At 72.5% G+C, this 18,429-nt stretch carries 17 protein-coding genes; 5 read left to right on the top strand and 12 right to left on the bottom strand.

Features of this window, described 5'->3' with window-relative positions:
- Positions 1-60: 60 nt before the first annotated feature.
- From ACIRSS_RS44945 to ACIRSS_RS44930, 4 genes are read right to left on the bottom strand one after another with little or no spacing between them, the layout of a single operon-like run.
- Positions 61-876 carry a DUF3097 domain-containing protein gene (locus tag ACIRSS_RS44945; protein ID WP_400906993.1) on the bottom strand — a complete coding sequence of 272 codons (816 nt, stop codon included), beginning with the start codon at positions 874-876 and terminating at the stop codon, positions 61-63.
- 51 nt (positions 877-927) lie between these two features.
- Positions 928-1,815, bottom strand: coding sequence for an aminoglycoside phosphotransferase family protein (locus tag ACIRSS_RS44940; RefSeq protein WP_400906990.1), 888 nt, complete (start codon positions 1,813-1,815; stop codon positions 928-930).
- Positions 1,800-2,603, bottom strand: a complete 804-nt coding sequence (locus ACIRSS_RS44935) for an SCO1664 family protein (RefSeq protein WP_400906987.1) — start codon at positions 2,601-2,603, stop codon at positions 1,800-1,802. The genes ACIRSS_RS44940 and ACIRSS_RS44935 overlap by 16 nt, the downstream gene beginning before the upstream one ends.
- 2 nt (positions 2,604-2,605) lie before the next feature.
- The gene (locus tag ACIRSS_RS44930; RefSeq protein ID WP_400906985.1) at positions 2,606-3,181 is read right to left on the bottom strand and encodes a DUF3090 domain-containing protein; all 576 of its coding nucleotides are present in this window, start codon (positions 3,179-3,181) and stop codon (positions 2,606-2,608) included.
- Between the two features lie 76 nt (positions 3,182-3,257).
- On the opposite strand from ACIRSS_RS44930, the gene ACIRSS_RS44925 reads away from it, so the two are divergent.
- The 3 genes from ACIRSS_RS44925 to ACIRSS_RS44915 are packed head-to-tail and all read left to right on the top strand — an operon-like array spanning position 3,258 to position 6,477.
- Positions 3,258-5,177 carry a prolyl oligopeptidase family serine peptidase gene (locus ACIRSS_RS44925; protein ID WP_400906983.1) on the top strand — a complete coding sequence of 640 codons (1,920 nt, stop codon included), beginning with the start codon at positions 3,258-3,260 and terminating at the stop codon, positions 5,175-5,177.
- Positions 5,174-6,073 (top strand): LD-carboxypeptidase, encoded by a 900-nt coding sequence (locus ACIRSS_RS44920; protein WP_400906981.1) that lies wholly within the window; start codon positions 5,174-5,176, stop codon positions 6,071-6,073. Before ACIRSS_RS44925 ends, ACIRSS_RS44920 begins: the two co-directional genes overlap by 4 nt.
- Positions 6,070-6,477 carry a TIGR03668 family PPOX class F420-dependent oxidoreductase gene (locus ACIRSS_RS44915; protein WP_400906979.1) on the top strand — a complete coding sequence of 136 codons (408 nt, stop codon included), beginning with the start codon at positions 6,070-6,072 and terminating at the stop codon, positions 6,475-6,477. Before ACIRSS_RS44920 ends, ACIRSS_RS44915 begins: the two co-directional genes overlap by 4 nt.
- 3 nt (positions 6,478-6,480) lie before the next feature.
- Here the strand turns inward: ACIRSS_RS44915 and mptB are convergent, their stop codons facing one another.
- Genes mptB through ACIRSS_RS44890 form a run of 5 tightly spaced genes read right to left on the bottom strand, consistent with a single transcriptional unit; the run spans position 6,481 to position 13,466 of the window.
- Complete coding sequence (gene mptB / locus ACIRSS_RS44910; RefSeq protein ID WP_400906977.1) at positions 6,481-8,016, bottom strand: polyprenol phosphomannose-dependent alpha 1,6 mannosyltransferase MptB; 1,536 nt, start codon at positions 8,014-8,016, stop codon at positions 6,481-6,483.
- Positions 8,017-8,063: 47 nt separating this feature from the next.
- Positions 8,064-9,716: a nickel ABC transporter ATP-binding protein NikE gene (gene nikE, locus ACIRSS_RS44905; protein ID WP_400906974.1), complete on the bottom strand. Its 1,653-nt coding sequence runs from the start codon at positions 9,714-9,716 to the stop codon at positions 8,064-8,066.
- Entirely contained in the window at positions 9,713-10,609 is an 897-nt protein-coding gene (locus tag ACIRSS_RS44900; RefSeq protein WP_400906971.1) for an ABC transporter permease, read from the bottom strand. Before ACIRSS_RS44900 ends, nikE begins: the two co-directional genes overlap by 4 nt.
- Positions 10,606-11,631 (bottom strand): ABC transporter permease, encoded by a 1,026-nt coding sequence (locus tag ACIRSS_RS44895; protein ID WP_400906968.1) that lies wholly within the window; start codon positions 11,629-11,631, stop codon positions 10,606-10,608. Before ACIRSS_RS44895 ends, ACIRSS_RS44900 begins: the two co-directional genes overlap by 4 nt.
- Before the next feature lie 2 nt (positions 11,632-11,633).
- Positions 11,634-13,466 (bottom strand): ABC transporter substrate-binding protein, encoded by a 1,833-nt coding sequence (locus ACIRSS_RS44890; RefSeq protein ID WP_400906965.1) that lies wholly within the window; start codon positions 13,464-13,466, stop codon positions 11,634-11,636.
- Positions 13,467-13,635: 169 nt separating this feature from the next.
- Between ACIRSS_RS44890 and ACIRSS_RS44885 the strand changes: the two genes are divergently transcribed.
- Together ACIRSS_RS44885 and ACIRSS_RS44880 are read left to right on the top strand one after the other, a co-directional pair.
- A complete protein-coding gene (locus ACIRSS_RS44885) occupies positions 13,636-14,463 on the top strand; it encodes a M55 family metallopeptidase (protein WP_400906962.1) in 828 nt (275 codons plus the stop codon).
- Complete coding sequence (locus tag ACIRSS_RS44880; RefSeq protein WP_400906960.1) at positions 14,456-15,754, top strand: M20/M25/M40 family metallo-hydrolase; 1,299 nt, start codon at positions 14,456-14,458, stop codon at positions 15,752-15,754. The genes ACIRSS_RS44885 and ACIRSS_RS44880 overlap by 8 nt, the downstream gene beginning before the upstream one ends.
- 10 nt (positions 15,755-15,764) lie before the next feature.
- Here the strand turns inward: ACIRSS_RS44880 and ACIRSS_RS44875 are convergent, their stop codons facing one another.
- From ACIRSS_RS44875 to ACIRSS_RS44865, 3 genes are read right to left on the bottom strand one after another with little or no spacing between them, the layout of a single operon-like run.
- On the bottom strand, positions 15,765-16,004 hold the full coding sequence (locus ACIRSS_RS44875) for a hypothetical protein (protein WP_400906957.1): 240 nt from the start codon (positions 16,002-16,004) through the stop codon (positions 15,765-15,767).
- A 9-nt stretch (positions 16,005-16,013) separates the two neighbouring features.
- Complete coding sequence (locus ACIRSS_RS44870) at positions 16,014-16,646, bottom strand: class I SAM-dependent methyltransferase (RefSeq protein ID WP_400906953.1); 633 nt, start codon at positions 16,644-16,646, stop codon at positions 16,014-16,016.
- 42 nt (positions 16,647-16,688) lie between these two features.
- Positions 16,689-18,320: a tannase/feruloyl esterase family alpha/beta hydrolase gene (locus tag ACIRSS_RS44865; RefSeq protein ID WP_400906950.1), complete on the bottom strand. Its 1,632-nt coding sequence runs from the start codon at positions 18,318-18,320 to the stop codon at positions 16,689-16,691.
- Between the last annotated feature and the right edge of the window lie 109 nt (positions 18,321-18,429).

The following is an 18,429-nucleotide window of genomic DNA, read 5'->3' as shown; positions in this document are numbered from 1 at the left end:
GGTTCGCACCGGCACCGTGACTCGACGTGACCTACGCGTGACCTTGGACAATTCGGACATTCAGTCCTCTTCCGTCGGCTCGGTGACGAAGTCGATGAGCCGCTCCACGGCCCCGATGAGCGGGGTCTCGAGGTCGCGGAAACTGCTCACCCCGCTCAGGACACGTTGCCAGCCCTCGTAAGGTTGCCCCCAGCCGAGCGCGTCGCAGATCCCCTGCTTCCACTCGGTGCCGCGCGGGATCTTCGGCCACGCCCTGATGCCGACGGCGGCGGGCCGCACGGCTTCCCAGACGTCGATGTAGGGGTGGCCGGTGACCAGCACGTTCTCGTCGCGGACGGCCTCGACGAGCCGGGACTCCTTGCTGCCGGGCACGAGGTGGTCGACCAGGACGCCGAGGCGGCGGCCGGGTCCGGTGCCGAACTCGGCGATCCGCTCGGCCAGGACGTCGACGCCGTCGAGGGGTTCCACGACGACGCCTTCGACGCGCAGGTCGTGGCCCCAGACGCGTTCGACCAGCTCGGCGTCGTGCTTGCCCTCCACCCAGATGCGCGAGTCGCGGGCGACGCGGGCCTTGAGGCCCTGCACCTTCACCGAGCCGGACGCGGAGACCTGCCGGGCCGGGGCTGTGGCCGGGGCGCGGTACGGCACGAGCGTGACCGGCTTGCCTTCCAGCAGGAACCCGGCGGGGGCGAGCGGGAACACGCGGTGGCGGCCCTTGGCGTCCTCGAGCACGACGTTCCCGTACTCGATCTTCACCACCGCGCCGCAGTAGCCGCTGGCCGGGTCCTCGACGACCAGGCCGGGTTCGGCGGGGACTTCGGGCACCTTCTTGCGGCGCGGGCCGGCGAGCACGTCGTCATACGAGTGGGAGCGCACGACCAGGCAACCTAGTGGTGATCGGGACCCGGGTGGGTCATGCCACGCCGGTCAGCGCGCCATCTCCAGCAGGGCATCGGTGAACGGCGTGTGCTCGCGACGGCGCAGCGGCGGGTGGGCGGCCAGCGGGGCCAGGGCGGCGCACCACGCGAGGGCTCGTTCGGCGTCGAGACCGGGCAGGTGCGGGCGGAGGGCGTCGATGCCGTCTTCGAGCGTGGCGCCGGCGGCCAGGGGCAGGTAGAGCCAGTCGGCGAGGTCGAAGGCCGGGTCGCCGACGCTCGGGCGCGGGTCGATGGCCACCACGCCACGGCGGGGGCCGGCGTCGAGGACGTTGCCCGGGTGCAGATCGCCGTGCACGACCGCGACCGGCCCGCCGTCGGCCAGGGCGAGGGCGCGGCTCCGGGCCCTCGCGAGGAGCTCGGGAGTCAGGTACTCCGCGGCCGGAGAGCCCGGAACGGTGCGCTCGGTGATGTCGAACATGAAGGTCACGCGGTCGGTCAGCGGCGGCAGGTCGGGCGGGGGTGCGACGCTGTGCAGCTCGGTCAGCAGCGCACCGATCTCCGGCCACGGGACCTCCCGCCCGCGCAGTTCGGTGCCCGGGACCAGGCCTTCGAGCAGCATGGCGCCGGCGCCGAGGTCGGCGTCGAGAACTTGCACCGCGTGGGAGCACCCCGCCCAAGCCCGCAACCCGGCGAACTCCAGGTGGGCGACCTCGGGATCCGGCGTGAGTTTCAGGACCTGCAGGTCGCCGCCGGGGCCGGTGCACAGCAGCGTGCGGCCGGAGTTGCCGGGACGTGCTTCGCGGACCTCGAGTCCCCACTTCGCGGTCAGGCGCGCGACGAGGTCGGGGAGCGCGTCGCACCACGGGTCGGCCAGCTCGGCGCCGAAACGGGCGACCAGCCGCGCGCGGGCGGCCGGATCGATCAGAACAGCGGCCACGGGATGGCGCGCCAGTCGTCGCCCGGTTCGGGGAAGATCCCCTCGGTCAGCAGCAGGTCGGTGCGCTCGGCCAGAGCACGGACCTCGAACTTGGTGATGTGCTCCGACAACGTCTTGCCGAGGCCGCCGTCGAGCTCCGACCGCAGCTTGCGCAGCTTCTCGACGGTGTCCGGCGGCACGGGCTCGCCGATCCAGCCCCACAGCACGGTTCGCAGCTTCGGGTCGGTGTGCAGGCAGATGCCGTGGTCGACGCCGTACACGCGGCCGTCGACGCCCGGCAGCAGGTGCCCGCCCTTGCGGTCGGTGTTGTTGACGACGATGTCGAGCACGGCGAGGTCGCGCAGCCCGGCGTGGTCGGCGTGGGCCAGCACCGCGGGCTCGCCGAGCCGGTCGTGGGCGTGCAGCACCGGCCGCCAGCCGTCGGGGACCTCGTCGGGCGGGAGGACTTCGACGAGGTCGTCTTCGGTGGTCTCGATCCACAGCTGGACCATGCCGGGGCCGAACGGGCCGTCGCGCAGCACGGTCGGCGGGATCGCGCCGATGCCGGCCGAGTCGCTGATGATCGCGGTCGCGACCTCGCGCCCGGCGAGGGTGCCGTCGGGGAAGTCCCACAGCGGCCGCTCCCCCGACACCGGCTTGTACACGACCTGGCCGGTGATGCCGTCGAGCTCGATGGCGCAGAAGAGCGTGACGTTGGAGGCGTCGACCAGGCGGCCTTCGACGTCGATGCGGCCGTGGGTGACCAGCTCGCGGGACGCCGGGTCGGCCGGATCGGGGGTCGTGGCCATGGTCAGTCTTCGTCCGCCTCGGTCTCGCGCCGGTAGCCGTTCTGCCGGGGGCAGATGTGCCCGGCCGGGTCGAGCGGCTCCCCGCACAGCGGGCACGGCTTGCGGCCGGCGTTGACGACGCGGTCGGCGCGCTCGGCGAAGGCGCGGGCGGCGGCCGGGCTGAGGAAGACGCGGACGGCGTCCGGGCCCTCCTCGGTGTCGTCCAGCACGACCGTTTCGTCGACCTCGCCCTCGGTGATGGCGAGCAGCTCGATGACGACGGCGCTGCTGTCGGCGTCCCAGCCCAGGCCCATGGTGCCGACGCGGAACTCCTCCTCGACCGGCACGGTGAGGGGGTCGACGTCGACGAGGTCCTCGGGGACGTCGTCGGGGACGTCGGCGCCGAAGCGGCTGGCGACCTCCTCGAGCAGTGAGCTGAGGCGTTCGGCGAGGACGACGACCTGCTGCTTTTCGATGGTGACGCTGATGGTGCGCACGTCCTCGGAAGCCTGGAGGTAGAACGTGCGATCGCCGGGCTCGCCGACGGTGCCGGCGACGAACCGATCCGGCTGGCGGAAGACGTGGATTACGCGAGACATAGCACTGTCGACCCTAGGCCACGGGCGCATGATCGGCATCCGCCGCCCCACCTTCGCGGGCCGCTAGCCTCTGGGGGTGTCTCGGATCTCCCCGTACGGAACCTGGTCCTCGCCCATCACCGCCGCCGAGGTGGCCGCCGCCGGTGGCGGCCCGCAGTGGCTCGACGTCGTCAGGGGCGAGGTGTGGTGGGCCGAGGCGCGGCCCGGTGAGCAGGGCCGGGTCGCCCTGGTGAAGGCCGGTCCCGGCGGCACCGAGGACGTGCTGCCGGCGCCGTGGAACGTCCGCAACCGGCTGCACGAATACGGCGGGCGGCCGTGGGCGGTCGCCGATGGTGTGGTGGTCTTCACGCACTGGGCCGATCAGCGCGTTTACGCGCTCAGCGAAACCGGTGTGGCGCCGCTGACACCCGAGCCCGCGGAGCCCCAGGGCGTCCGTTACGGCGACCTGCGGGCCGGGCGGCCGGGTGAGGTGTGGGCGGTGCGCGAGCGCGGTGTCGGGCCGCGCCCGACCGACGTAGCGCGGGACCTGGTGGCGATCGCGCTCGACGGCGGTGGCGAACGGGTGCTGGCCGCGAGCCACCACTTCCTGACCGTGCCGAAGCTGTCGCCGGACGGGCGGCACGCGGCGTGGTTCGGCTGGGACCACCCTGCGATGCCGTGGGACGGGACCGAGCTGTGCGTGGCGCCTATCGCCGAAGACGGGTCCTTCGGGCCGCACCGCGTGCTGGCCGGCGGTGCCGACGTCGCGGTGTGCCAGGTCGAGTGGGAGACGCCGGCGTCACTGCTGGCGCTGCTGGACCCGGACGGCTGGTGGAACCTGCACCGCGTCGGGCTGGACGGGTCGGTGGTGAACCTGGCGCCGGTGGAGCGGGAGCTGGGCGGGCCGCTGTGGAAGGCGGGGTCGCGGTGGTTCGCGCCGCTCGGCGGCGGGCGGCACGCGGTGCTGGTGTCGGGGCGGCTGGCCGTGCTCGACGAGGCGGACGGCTCGGTGACCCCGGTCGCGGACGAGCTGACCGCGTGGTCGTCGACGTCGCTGGCGGTTCTGGGCGACGAGGTCGCCGGGGTCGCGGGTGGTCCGCTGCGGGAGCCGGCGGTGGTGTCCGTTTCGCTGGACGGCGAGGTCACGGACATGACGCCGCAGCCGGAGCTGCCGTCGGCGTACTTGCCGGTGCCGCAGGAACGGGTCTTCACCACCGCCGACGGCGAGACCGTGCCGGTGGTGCTGTACCTGCCGGCGAACCCGGAGTTCGCGGCGCCCGAGGGCGAGCGGCCGCCGTTGCTGGTGCACGTCCACGGCGGGCCGACCGGGCAATACCTGCCGGTGGTCGACCTGGAGCTGGCGTACTTCACCAGCCGGGGCATCGCCGTGGCGGCGGTGAACTACGGCGGGTCGACCGGCTTCGGGCGCGCCTACCGGGAGCGGCTGCGGGAGCAGTGGGGCGTGGTCGACGTCGCCGACTGCGTCGCGGTGGCCGACGCACTGGTGTCGGCAGGGCTGGCCGACCGCGACCGGCTGGCGATCCGCGGCGGCAGCGCGGGCGGGTTCACCGCGGCGGCGTCGCTGACGACGACGAAGACCTACCGGGCGGGCACGGTGATGTACCCGGTGCTGGACCTGGCCGGGTGGACCGGCACCGAAGGCGACACGCACGACTTCGAGTCGCGGTACCTGGACGGGCTGATCGGCCCGCTGCCCTCGGCGCGGCAGCGGTACGTCGAACGGTCGCCGCTGGCGAACTCGGCGGCGCTGGCCGGGCCGGTCCTGTTCCAGCAGGGCCTGGAGGACAAGATCTGCCCGCCGGAGCAGGCGGACCGGTTCGTCGCGGGGCTGGAAGGACGCGGGATCCCGTACGCCTACCAGCGGTTCCCCGGCGAGCAACACGGGTTCCGGCAGGCGTCGACGATCATCGCGGCCTTGGAGGCGGAGCTGTCGTTCTACGGCCAGGTGCTCGGGTTCGAGACGCCGGGTGTCGCGAAGCTGGAGCTGTCGCGGTGAGGCCGCCTCGGTTGCGGGCGGGCGACACGGTGGCGCTGGTGGCGCCGGCCGGGCCGGTGCCGGCGGACCTGCTGGAGAAGGCGGTGCCGGTGCTGCGCGGCTGGGGTGTCGAGCTGCGGGTCGGGCCGTGCGTGCGGGCCGAGCCGGGGACGCCGCCGTACCTGTCCGGTTCGGACGCGGCGCGGGCGGCGGAGTTCACCGAAGCATGGCTGGACCCGGGTGTGCGGTGCGTGCTCGCGGCGCGCGGTGGCTACGGCGTGCAGCGGATGCTGGACCTGGTGGACTGGGCGGCGTTGCGCGAAGCGGGTCCGAAGGTGCTGGCCGGGTCGTCGGACATCACGGCGCTGCACCGGGCCGTGGGCGTCCACTTGGGACTGTCCACTTTGTTCTCCCCGATGCCGGCGAGCGTGCTCTTCGACGACTTCGCGGTCGAGCACCTGCGGCGGTCGCTGTTCGAACCGGAGCTGAACGTGGTGGTGCGCGGCGGTTCGGTGCTGGTGCCGGGCCGGGCGTCGGGCGTGCTGACGGGCGGGAACCTGTCGCTGCTGGCGGCCGGGATCGGGACGCCGGAGCAGGGGTCGGCGCGGGACGCGGTGGTGCTGCTGGAGGACGTCACGGAGAGCGTGTACCGGCTGGACCGGATGCTGACGCAGCTGCTGCGCAGTGGCTGGTTCGCCGGGGTCCGCGGGATCGTGCTGGGTTCGTGGGCGGCGTGCGGTGACCCGGCGGAGGTGCGGGCGCTGCTGCTGGACCGGCTGGGGCCGTTGGGGGTGCCGATGGTGGAGGAGTTCGGGTTCGGGCACGTGGCGTCGTCGCCGACGTTGCCGCTGGGGGTGCCGGTGACGCTGGACGCGGACCTGGGGACGTTGACGTTCGACGCCCCGGCGCTGACGTGAAGCTCCCGGCTTCGGAGGCCCGCGCCCGGTTCGCCGCCGCGCGGGTGGCGCGGCTGGCGACGGTGTCGGCGGCGGGGGTGCCGCACCTGGTGCCGGTGACGTTCGCGGTGCGGGGCGATCAGGTGGTGTTCGCGGTGGACCACAAGCCGAAGTCGTCCGTCGCCTTGCGGCGGCTGCGCAACATCGAGGAGAACCCGGCGGTGTGCTTCCTGACCGACGGCTACGACGAGGACTGGTCACGGCTGTGGTGGGCCCGCGCGGACGGCTCGGCGCGGGTGCTGGCGCCGGGTGCGGAGCCGGTGGCGTGGCTGGTGGCGAAGTACGAGCAGTACGTCGAGCGGCCGCCGGAGCACGCGGTGGTGCTCACGGAGGTGCACACGTGGAGCGGCTGGACGGGCTCGTGAGCGTCAGTCGCGGAGGAACTTCTCCGGGCGGCGCCACGCGTCGATGATGCCCAGCGGGTCCGGCCGCAACAGCGACGCCGCCGAGTACAGGCTCGCCACCACCACGAGCGCGATGAACCACCAGTCGTAGAGGGCCTGCTCGCCCGTCGGGTAGTACACCAGCGTCACGAACACCGAGACCGCCACCACCAGCGCCAGGTGGCGGGGCTGCCACTTGAACGCCGACAGGAGCACGAAACCCCAGGTCAGGTACCACGGCAGGGTGGGCGGCATGAGGATCGCCACCGCCAGCAGGGAGATGCCCGCCCGGTAGACCGCCTCCGTGCCGCCGCCGCGGCCGAGCCACCACTGGCGGATGCCGAAGGCGATCAGCACGAGCATGCCCGCCGCGCGGGCGACCGTCACGAACGGCGACACCTGGACGTCCACCACCAGGTGGACCAGGTTGTAGAACACCTCGCCGATGCCGGTGGGGATGTTCAGCCAGTTCGCGATGAGCTGCGGGGCCTTGAGCCCGGACCACCAGCCCATGTTCAGCGAGCCCAGCGAGATCCACGTGCCGGCCACGAACACCGGCAGGAACAGCCCGACCGAGGCCGCGCCGGCGCGCAGGAAGTTGCGGACCTTGGACTCACCGGGCAGGTGGTTGGCCCAGATCCAGACGATGAACGGCAGCGCGATCGCCGCCGTCGGCTTGATCAGCATGCCGATCGTGACCAGGACGACCGCGACGACGTGCTTGCGTTCCAGGGCGGCCAGGACGCCGGTGGTGAGGAACGCGAGCATCATCAGGTCGTTGTGCGGGCCGCCGAAGAGGTGGATCACCATCATCGGGCTGGCCACCGCGAGCCACAGCGCGACCGGGAGCTTGCCGCCGAGGTGCTTGACCAGCCGCGGGAGCGCCCACAGCGTCCCGGCGAGGCCGGCGAGCAGCACGACGCGCATGAGGATGACGCCGAGGATCATGTTGTCGCCGGTGGTGGCGACGACGCCCTTGGAGATGAGCAGGAACAGCGGCCCGTACGGCGCCGGTGTGGTCTGCCAGAGCGGGTGGACGTTCTGCACGACGTTCGGCAGCACGTCGAGCTCGGCGGGGCCGTTGGCGTACGGGTCGAGCCCGTAGAGCAGCTGGGCGCCCTGGCCGAGGTAGGAGAAGACGTCGCGGGTGAACAGCGGCGGCGAGATGAGCAGCGGCGCCATCCAGCACCCGGCGGCGACCAGGATCGGGCGGCTGCCGATGCGCCCGGCCAGCACGTAGCGGCCGAGCCGGACCCACGCCCACACGACGAGGCCGAACCCGGTGTAGAGGACGGCGTTGGCGAGCATGCGCCCGTGGCCGTAGCGGATCCACGAGAGCGGGCCGTGGCCGAGCACGGGGTCCTTGATCAGGATGCCGCCGGCGCCGAAGGCGGCGAGCATGAGCAGGGTGCTGCCGACCGTGCCCATCGCGATCGTGCGGTACGGGAATCGCGAAGGCACGCGGAGCCGCTCGGCCAGTCCGGCCGAGGGCGTCTGTGTGGGGTCGGTGGTGGTCGCCATTTCCGTTCGGAGATTACACACCGCGCTCGCGCGGGGTTCCCGCAGTGTCAGGTTTCTACGCTGCGGCGCTGGGCCGTACCGCCGGGCAAGGCGGCCAGCAGGGACTTCGTGTACTCGTGGCGCGGGTCGAGCAGGACCTGTTCCACCGTCCCGGTTTCGACGAGCTCGCCGCGGTACATCACGGCGACGCGGTCGGCGATGTTCCAGGCCAGGCCGAGGTCGTGGGTGATCACCAGGGCGGCGAGGCCGAGCTCGCGCCGCAGCCGCAGCAGCAGCCCGAGGATCTCGCCGCGCACGGAGGCGTCCAGCGACGCGACCGGTTCGTCGGCCACCACCACCGACGGCTCGAGTGCGAGAGCACCGGCGATGACGACGCGCTGGCGCTGGCCGCCGGAGAGCTGGTGCGGGAGCCGGTCGGCGTACTTCTCCGCCGGCCGCAGCTCCGCGGCCTCCAGGGCCCGGTGGACGACCGCGCGCTCGTCGGTGAGCTTGTGGATCCGCGGGCCTTCGGCGACGGCCTCGTACACCGTGTGCGCCGGGTTGAGCGCGCTCGTCGGGTCCTGCAGCACCAGCTGGACCTGCCGCCGGTAGGCCTTGAGGCCCGCGCCGGAGGCCGGGACCGGCTGGCCGGCGTAGCGGACCACGCCGGAGTCGGGTTTCTGCAGGCCGAGCAGCGTGCGGGCGAGCGTCGTCTTGCCGGAGCCGGACTGGCCGACCAGGGCGACGATCTCGTCGCGCGACACCGTGAGGTCGACGCCGGCGACGGCGTCGATGCGCTTGCCGGTGCGGTCGCGGAAGGACACCCGCAGGTTCTCCGCGGCCAGCAGCGGCTCGCCGCCCACCACGCGGTCCGCGGGTTCGGGCGGGAGCGGGTTGCTGGTCGCCGGGGCGAAGCGGGACACCGGGTCGCCGACGGTCGGGAACGCCGCGGCCAGCGCCCGGGTGTGCTCGTGCTTCGGGGCTCCCATCACCTCGGCGCTGGGGCCTTCCTCGACGATCTGCCCGTCGTACATGACGGCGATGCGCTCGCAGGTCGAGGCGAGCACGGACAGGTCGTGGCTGATCATGATCAGGCCGATGTCCTGCTCGGCGACCAGCCTCGAGAGCAGGGCGAGGACCTGGGCCTGGACGATGACGTCGAGGGCGGTGGTCGGCTCGTCGGCGATGATCAGCCGGGGCGAGCAGGCCAGGGCCATGGCGATCATGACGCGCTGCTTCTGCCCGCCCGACAGCTCGTGCGGGTAGGCGCCGGCGCGGCTCGGGGGCAGGTCGACCTGGGTGAGCAGCTCGGCGACGCGGGCGTCGACCTGGGCGTCGGTGAGCGCCCCCGCCGCGGGCGGGTGCAGCCGCAGCGGCTCGGCGATCTGCTCGCCGATCTTGCGGACGGGGTTGAGCGCGTGCATGGCGCCCTGGAAGACCACCGACGCCTCGGCCCAGCGGACCGCGCGCAGGCGGCCCCACTTCATGGCGGTGACGTCTTCGCCGTCGAGGACGATCTCGCCGGTGATCTTCGCCGTGCGCGGCAGCAGCCGCAGCACGCTCATCGCGACGGTGGACTTGCCCGAGCCGGATTCGCCGGCGACCCCGAGGGTGCCGCCGGGGTCGAGGGACAGGTCGACGCCGCGGACGGCGGGCACCTCCTGGTCGCCCACCGCGTAGGTGACGTTGAGGTCCTTGAGCTGCAGCAGCGGGGTGGTCACTTCTTCAACCTCGGGTTGAACACGGTCTCCAGGCCCCGGCCGACCAGGGTGAAGAAGAGGACGACGAGGACGATCGCGATGCCCGGCGGGAGCACGTTCCACCAGGCGCCGCGGCTGATGGCGCCGTTGTTGAGCGCGCTTTCGAGCACCAGGCCCCAGGTGACGGAGTTGGGGTCGCCGACGCCGAGGAACGACAGGGTCGCGTCGGCGATGACGGCGTTGCCGACCACCAGCGTCGTGTTGGCCAGGACCAGGGGCATCACGCCGGGCAGGACGTGCTTGCCGATGACGTGCAGGTGGCCGCCGCCGAGGGCGTGGGCGCGCTCGATGTAGGGGCGGCTTTCGATGGTCAGCGTCTGCGCCCGGACCAGCCGGGCGGTGCTGGGCCAGGCGGTGAAGCCGATGGCGAGGATGATCGTGCCGACGCCCTTGGGCAGCACCGCCGAGAGCGCGATCGCGAGGATCAGCGAAGGCAGGACCAGGAAGAAGTCGGTGAACCGCAGCAGCGCCGCCGACACCCAGCCGCCGAAGTGCGCGGCGGCGATGCCGATCAGCGTGCCGATGACGACCGACAGCAGCGCCGCGGAGAACCCGACGAGCAGGGAGATCCGGGTGCCCCAGACGGTCATGAGCAGCACCGAGCGGCCGAAGTTGTCGGTGCCGAGCCAGAAGTCGCCGCTGGGCGGGCTGAGCGGCTCGCCGGTGGCCTTGGTGACGTCGAGGCCGCTCTGGTCGCTGATCAGCGGCAGCAGCAGCGCGACGACGACGGTGGCGCCGAGCAGGACCAGCCCGACGAGCGCGGCGCGCTGGGCGGCGAACTCCCGCCAGGTCCGAGCGATCGCGGCGCGCCGGCGGTGCCAGGCGATCTGCCGGGGTGTCTCGGCGGTGGTCATGAGGTACGCACCCTCGGGTCGAGCACGCGGTAGAGCAGCTCCGCGAGCAGGTTCATCAGCACCACGGCGCTGGCCAGCACGGTGAACACGCCTTGGAGCACCGGCAGGTCGGGTCCGTGCAGGGCGTCGTAGGTGAGCTGGCCGAGGCCGGGCCAGCTGAACACGGCCTCGACGGTGACCGCGCCGGCGACGACCTGGCCGAACTGCATGAACACCAGCGTGGTGGTCGGCAGCAGGGCGTTCGGAACGGCGTGCCGCTTGCGGACGAGGTCGTCGCGCAGGCCCTTGGCGCGGGCGGTGGTGAGGTAGTCGGCGTTCATCTCCCCCAGCAGCGACGACCGCATGATGAGCATGTACTGGGCGTAGAACACCGCCAGCAGCGTCACGCACGGCAGCACCAGGTGGTGCAGGACGTCGAGGGTCTGGGAGAGGACGTCGGGCGCGGCGTCCGGGGAGTGCATGCCGCGGCTGGGGAACAGGCCGTTGGTCACCACGAGCAGCATCAGGCCGAGCCAGAACTGCGGGACCGACCAGAGGGTCAGCGCGATCCCGGTCTGGGCGCGGTCGAAGAAGCTGTCGCGGCGCCAGGCGGCGCGGATGCCCAGCCACAGCCCGATGAGCACGGCGAGGACGGTCGCGCTGCCGACGAGCAGGATGGTCGGCCAGAGGCGTTCGCCGATCATGTCGGCGACCGGGCGGCCGTTGTTGAGCAGCCGGGACTCGCCGAGGTCGCCGTGCAGCAGGTTCCAGAAGTAGGTGCCGAACTGGACGAGGACGGGCTTGTCGACGCCCATCTTCTCGCGGAGCTCGGCGATCTGCTGGGGGCTGGTGGCGCGGTCGCGGGTCATCGCCGCGACCGGGTCGCCCGGCAGCATCCGGAAGAGGAAGAAGAACAGCACGACCACCAGCACGACGCTGACGACCGCTTCGAGGATCTTGGTGAGCACGAACCGGGCGGTGCCGGTCCCGCCGCGGTGCTCGTCGGGGTCGACGAGCACCGCGGCTTGTTCGGGGGCGGCCATTCCTACTCGCGGTCTTCCGAGGCTTTGTTCCGGCGGCTGATGATCACACCGCCGACGACGACGATCACCACGACGATCGCGCCGACGACGATCCACACGACGGTGCCGCTGCTGCCGGAGTCCGCGGTGGCTTCCGTGCCGGCCGGGGTGGCGCCGTAGACGCCCCAGTAGCCGGTCTGCTCGAGGATCGCGCCCTTGGGCTGCGGCTGGGTGGTGAAGGCGGAGAACTTGTCGGAGCGGTAGGCCTCGAGCGCGTTCTGGTAGTCGAGCACGATCGTCGGGAACTGGCTGTAGAGCCGGGCCTGGGCCTGCTTGACGTAGTCCGCGCGCTTGGCGTCGTCGGTTTCGGTCAGCTGCTTCTTGTAGAGGTCGTCGTAGGCGGCGTCGCAGAAGAACGTGTCGGTGCTGCCGCCCTTGCCGTCCGGGGCCGGCCGCGCGGCGCAGGTGTGCAGGGAGAGCGCGTAGTCCGGGTCGGGGTTGGTGCCGTAGCCGCCGATGGCGAGGTCGTACTTGCCGACGGCGGTGCGGTCGGACAGCTCGTCGTCGGAGACGAGGTCCTGCTTGACGGTGATGCCGATGTCCTTGAGCCAGCCGGTGACGTACTGGGCGACGCCCTGGTCGTAGCTGCGGTTGGAGTGGCCGGTCAGGCGCAGCTCCAGCTTGGCGCCGCCGGGGGCGGTGCGGACGCCGTCGGGGCCCTTCTTGTAGCCGGCCTGCTCGAGGGTGGCGTTGGCGGCGGCGAGGTCGAACTTGATCTTCTCGCTGTCGCTGGGCGCCCAGTGGTAGTCGGCGTAGACGGCGGGCACGACGCCGCCGCCGACCTGGCCGAGGCCCTTGAGGACCTTGTCGACGATCGCCTGGGTGTCCACGGCCTGCGTGATGGCCTTGCGGACGTTGATGTCCTTGAGGACCGGGTTGCCGTCGCCGATCGGATTGTTGGCGTTGTCGGTAACACCGAAGTTGATCGACAGCTCGTCGTAGCGGCGGCCCGGGGCGGCGTTGGTGGTGATGCCCTGCTGACCCTGCAGCGCGGCGAACTGGTTGGGGTTGAGCCGGTTGATGACGTCGACTTCGCCCTGCTTGAGCGCGTTGACCGCCGCCTCGGTGTCCTTGAACTGCAGCAGCTGCAGCTCGTCGACCTTCGGGGCGCCGCGCCAGTAGTCCTTGTTGGCCTTGAACTTGACGTACTCGTTCGGCTTGTACTCGGTGATCTGGAACGGCCCGTCGGAGACGCCGGCGACCTTGAGGTCGTCGGTCGAGGCGTCCTTGAGGTCCTTGATCGGCTCCCAGATGTGCTGCGGCACGATCGGGACGTCGAGCAGGTTCATGTTGACCTGCACGGTCTTGGTCTTGATGACGAGGGTGGTGTCGTCGGGCGCGGTGACCGTCTCGAAGTTGGCCACGTAGTTGCCGTTGGCGGTGCGAGCGTTCTCGTCCTGCAGCATCCGGTTGAACGTGTACGCCGCGTCCTTGGCGGTGACCGGCTGCCCGTCACTCCACTTGACGCCGCTGCGGATCTTGAACGTCCAGGTCAGCTTGTCCGCCGACGGCGTCCAGGACTCGGCGAGCGCGGGCGAGGCCTCGGCCTTCGCCGCGTCCGGGATGGTGAGGAACTCGTAGGTGAACCGGCCGATCTGCGTCGACGCCGAGAGCACGGCGGTGAACGGGTTCAGGTGGTCGATGCCGGTGGTCAGCGCGACCCGCAGCACCTTGCCCTGCTGGGCCTGGGCGGGCAGGGCGAGCGGGATCCCCGCCAGCGCCGCGGCCGCGACGACCGCGCCCACGCGGCCGAGCCGCCCGATTCTGCGTTGGACATGCACCAAAAACCACCCCATCGTTCTCGCTGTGAGCCTCCCCAAGGACGAGAAGTAACCACATACCGCCACAACCGCGCAATATGTTGCCGCTGCGGCAGGTGTCCGATCGTTATCGATCGGTTTCGGTGACGCTGCGTGATCGGGGAGGTGTGCCCGGGGGCGCGGCGGCCTGGCTAGAGTGCCGGGCATGCGCATCATGATCTCGGCGGACATGGAGGGCGCCACCGGCGTCACCTGGACCGACGACGTCGTGCCCGGTTCGCCGCAGTGGGACCGCTTCCGGCGGCTGTTCACCGGTGACGTCAACGCCGTCCTGGCCGGGCTGTTCGAGGCCGGGGCCGCGGATGTGCTGGTCAACGAAGCGCATTCGTCGCAGCGGAACCTGCTGCTGGAGGACCTGGACCCGCGGGCGCGGATGCTGACCGGGCGGCACAAGCCGCTGTCGATGATGCAGGGCATCGATTCCGGTGTGGACGGTGTGGTGTTCCTGGGCTACCACGCCGGTGCCGGGTTCGACGGGGTGCTGTCGCACACCTACCTGGAGAACCAGATCACCGGGGTGTGGCTGGACGACGTCCCGGCGAGCGAGGGGCGGCTGAACGCGGCGATGGCCGCGGAGTACGGCGTCCCCGTCCTGCTCGTTTCGGGTGACGACGAAACGTGTGACGACGCCCGTGACTACGCTCCGGAGGCGGAACTGGTCCAGGTGAAGGAGTGCGTCAGCCGGTACGCGGCGATCTGCCTGCCGCCGACGCGCACGGCGGAGCTGCTGACCGGCGCGGCGGCCGACGCGATGGCGCGCGCCGGGCGTGAAGAGCGGCGGGTGCGGGCGCACCGGATCGAGGTGGAGTTCGACGCGAGCCACCTGGCCCAGGCGACGGCGGTGATCCCGACGGTGGAGCAGATCGGGACGCGCCGGGTCGGGTTCGACGCGCCGGACATGACCGAGGCGATGAAGTGTTTCAAGGTCGTCACGGCGATCGCGGCGGGGGCGGTGCAGGGCATCTATGGCTGACGTCGTCGAGCTGTGCGCGGACCTGATCCGGTTCGACACGACCAACCGCGGCAACAACGACGCCAACCCGGAGCGGCCGGCGGCGGAGTACGTGGCGGCGTTCCTCGACGGCCTCGGGATCCCGTCGCGGATCCTCGAGGCCGCGCCCGGGCGGGCCAGCGTGATCGCGCGCGTGCCGGGCACGGACCCCTCGCTGCCGGCGCTGCTGGTGCAGGGGCACCTGGACGTCGTCCCGGCGGACGCGGCGGACTGGTCGGTGCACCCGTTCGCCGGCGAGGTCCGCGACGGCTGCCTGTGGGGCCGCGGCGCGACCGACATGAAGGACTTCGTCGCGATGGTCCTCGCGGCGCTCGCGGGCGGCGTGCGCCCGCGGCGTGAGCTGGTGCTGGCGTTCGTGGCCGACGAGGAGGACCGCGGCGAGTGGGGCGCGCACTGGCTGGTCGATTCTCATCCCGAGTTGTTCGAAGGCTGCGAAGCGGCGATCAGCGAGTCCGGCGGCTACACCTACCACGTCCCGGCGGCCGACGGCCGTGACGTGCACCTGTACCCGGTGGGGACGGCCGAACGCGGCACAGCGCACCTGAAGCTGACCGCGCGCGGCCGAGCGGGGCACGGGTCGCGGCCCAACGCCGAGAACGCCGTCACCCGGCTGGTGGGCGCGCTGCACCGGATCGCGGCGCACCGCTGGCCGGTGTCGCTGACCCCGGCGGTGCGGGCGTTCCTGGAGCGGACCGGCGCGGCGCTGGGTGTGCCGCTGGATCTGTCCACTTCGGACTCCGTCGACGCGGCGGTGGCGGCGTTGGGCCCGGCGGGTTCGCTGGTGCTGCCGACCGTCCGCAACAGCACCACCCCGACGATGCTGAACGCGGGCTACAAGGTGAACGTGATCCCGTCGACGGCGACCGCGCAGGTGGACGTGCGGGTGCTGCCGGGCACCGAGGAGGCGTTGTTCGCGGCGCTGGACGAGCTGCTCGGCGAGGGCGTGACGCGCGAGTTCGTGGCGCACCAGCCGCCGGTGCAGGCGCCGGTGGACTCGCCGTGGTTCTCCGCGATGGCGTCGGCCTTGCGGGCGGAGGATCCCGAGGCGGTGGTGGTGCCGTACTGCCTGGGCGGCGGGACGGACGCGAAGGCGTTCGCGCAGCTGGGGATCGCCAACTACGGGTTCGCGCCGCTGTGGCTGCCGAAGGGCTTCCCGTACCGCGCGATGGCGCACGGGGTGGACGAGCGGGTCCCGGTGGAGGGCCTGCACTTCGGGACCCGGGTGCTGTCGCGGTTCCTGGCCGGCTGCTGAGGCGTCCGGCTCAGCGCACCGGCGGGTTGGGCAGCTCCGCGGCGATGGTGGGCTCCGGCAGTGGCCGCGCACCGGCGCCACTGAGCGGGGACGGCGGAAGCGGGCGGCGCGGCTCGCGGACCCCGACGCCGCCGTCGTCCCCGGTGTCGTCGTCCGGCCCGGGATCGGGCCGCCCGTCCGCGGCCGGCGGCAGTCCGGAGGACCGGTACTTCAGCTGCCGCGCGACTTTGCGGCGTTTCCCGTCGGGCACGGCAGGTCCTCAGCGCGTGAACTCGGCCCAGTAGCGGGCCCCGTCGTGGATGGTCTCCAGGCCCACCAGCTTCACGCCGTCCTGGGCCACCGACTCGATCTCCGCGCGGCTGAACGGCCACGGCGGCCCGGGTTCCGGTGCCACGTTCTCCTCCGCCACCTCCGACACCAGCATCGTCCCGCCCGGGGCGAGGAAGCCGGCCAGGGACGTGATCGCCGCGGCGCGGAAGTCGCGGGGCATCGCCTGGATGTTGATGATCTCCACGACCAGGTCGAACGCGTGGTGCCACTCCCCCGGCGGCTTCAGCAGGTCGGCCACCACGTAGTCCACCGCCGACTCCGGGAACCGGGCGCGGGCCGCCTCGACCGCGGCCGGGGCGACGTCGAAGCCCGTCACCGCCCAGCCCGCCGCCGCCAGCAGCTCCGAGTCGTCGCCCAGGGCGCTGCCCACCACCAGCGCCCGGCGGCCCTCGCCGGGCTCCACCCAGTCGGCCAGGTCGGCGTTCGGCGCGCCGCGGGTCCACGGGACCTCGGCCTCGCCGCGGGCGGCGGCGGTGTAGAGCTCGTCGAACCAGCGGGTCGGGCTGCCGTCGGCGAGGGAGGCGCGGGAGAGCACTCGGTCGGCGGGTTCCGGCGTCGTCATGAGCGTGACCTTAGCGGCGGCGCCGGGCCCGCGGGACCCGTTTTACCGCGCTACCGGCCCGGGAATCGCGTACAGGTACTCACCGGCCCAGTGGACGGTGTCCCGGACCGGTGAGGTGGGCGGGGCCGGCCGGAAGCTGGCCACGTCGTCGACGCTGCCGGTGCCGTCGTAGACCGCGCGCCACGGATAGGCGAACACCGGCCGGGTCCGGGTCACGTTCCCGGCGGCGTCGCGGCCGGTCGCGGTCACCACGGTCGGCGTCGTGCCGCGTTCGACCCAGGCGACCAGCTGCTTGAGCGGGTCGAACTCGGTGAGCGTCGTGCCGCCGCCGCAGTGGTAGAGCGACGGCACCATGAACAGCCGGACCCAGTCCTGGGCGTGGCCGCCGGTGAGCCGCTGGTAGTAGTCGAGCGTGCCGGCCGGCGGGATGGCCTCGTCGGCCCAGCCGTGCCACAGCACGAGCTTGCCGCCGCGCCGCTGGAACGCCGAGAGGTCGAGGTTCAGGGCGTCGTAGCGGACGCCGACCGGGGTGAGCCGGTCGAACTCGCGCCGGGTGAAGGAGAAGGTGTCGACGGTCGAGGCCGGCGCGCCGATCGGGTAGCCGAGGTAGCGCAGGTAGTTGTCGGCGAGGCTGCGGGCGAAGGCGAAGCCGCCGGTCTCCGGGGTCGGGATGATCCACCCCGCCCAGGACAGCTCCGAGCCGGGCAGCTGGCCGCCGGGGTAGAGCCGCGTCCCGTGGGCGTCGGTGGGCGGCGAGTAGAGCCGGCGGGTCGCGGCGACCTGGGCCGGGGTGAGGCAGGACGGCGTGTCGGCGCCGGCGCAGGTCAGCGTCGCCGGGTCGAAGCGGCAGGCGCGCGGGTCGTCGAGCTGGCCGTCGGTGAGCCCGTCGAGGCGGTCGCAGGCGGCGAGCACGGCGTCGTGCAGCGCGGACAGCTTGGCGGCGGTGAGGATCGGGCTGCCGTCGGCGGCGGCGTTCGCCCGCGCGAGCCACGTCTGGTACTCCCCGAGCAGCGGCCCCCAGTAGTTCGCGGGGGCGCCGGCGTCGATGCCGTCGAAGTCCGCCGGGTACCGCTGGGCCAGGAGCAGGCCTTCGCGGCCGCCGTCGGAGCAGCCGGTGAAGTAGGACTTGCGCGGCGGGGAGCCGTAGAACGCCTGGATGATCGCCTTCGAGGCGCGGGAGACGACGTGGGGTGCGCGGAACTCGAAGTCGTCGCGCGCGGCCTGGTCGTCCGCGCCCCAGCTGCCGTCGTCGACGACGGCGGGGGTCGTGCCGACGTGCCCGTCGTCGGTGGCCGCGACCGCGACGTCGCCGCCGTGGGGCAGGCCGCAGTCGGCGAAGGCGGGCGGGTTGACCAGGCCGCAGAAGCCGCCGCAGCCGTACTGCAGGTAGCGCCCGGCGTAGGTCGTGGTGGGCAGCCGCAATTCGAAGCGGACGGCGGGTTCGACGTAACCCTTGACGCCGCAGTACTCGGGGTCGGTGGCGGTCGCGGCGACGACGGCCGCCGAGGTGACGTGCGTGGCGGCGCCCGGGAGGGCGTACCCGCGGACGAGGTCGCCGCAGGTGGTGACCGGCCGGACGGGGGACTCCGCCGTGGCGGTGGCGGTCACCGGGGCGAACCCGGTGGTGGCGAGCAGGAGTGCGGTAAGTGCGAGGAAGATCCGGACTGGTCTCATCGGGTTCCCGTTCCCTCGGTTGTCCAGTTCTGGCCAGGTTTGCCGACCGGTCTTGACATCGATGTCACCCGCGCGTTTCGCTCTCTGGGCGCCGCCGGTCCCCCCGTCC

It is taken from the genome of Amycolatopsis sp. NPDC101161, assembly GCF_044768185.1.
GTDB lineage: Bacteria > Actinomycetota > Actinomycetes > Mycobacteriales > Pseudonocardiaceae > Amycolatopsis.
Note: the sequence above shows the minus strand (reverse complement) of the source record. Positions and strands in the feature narration are given on the sequence as shown.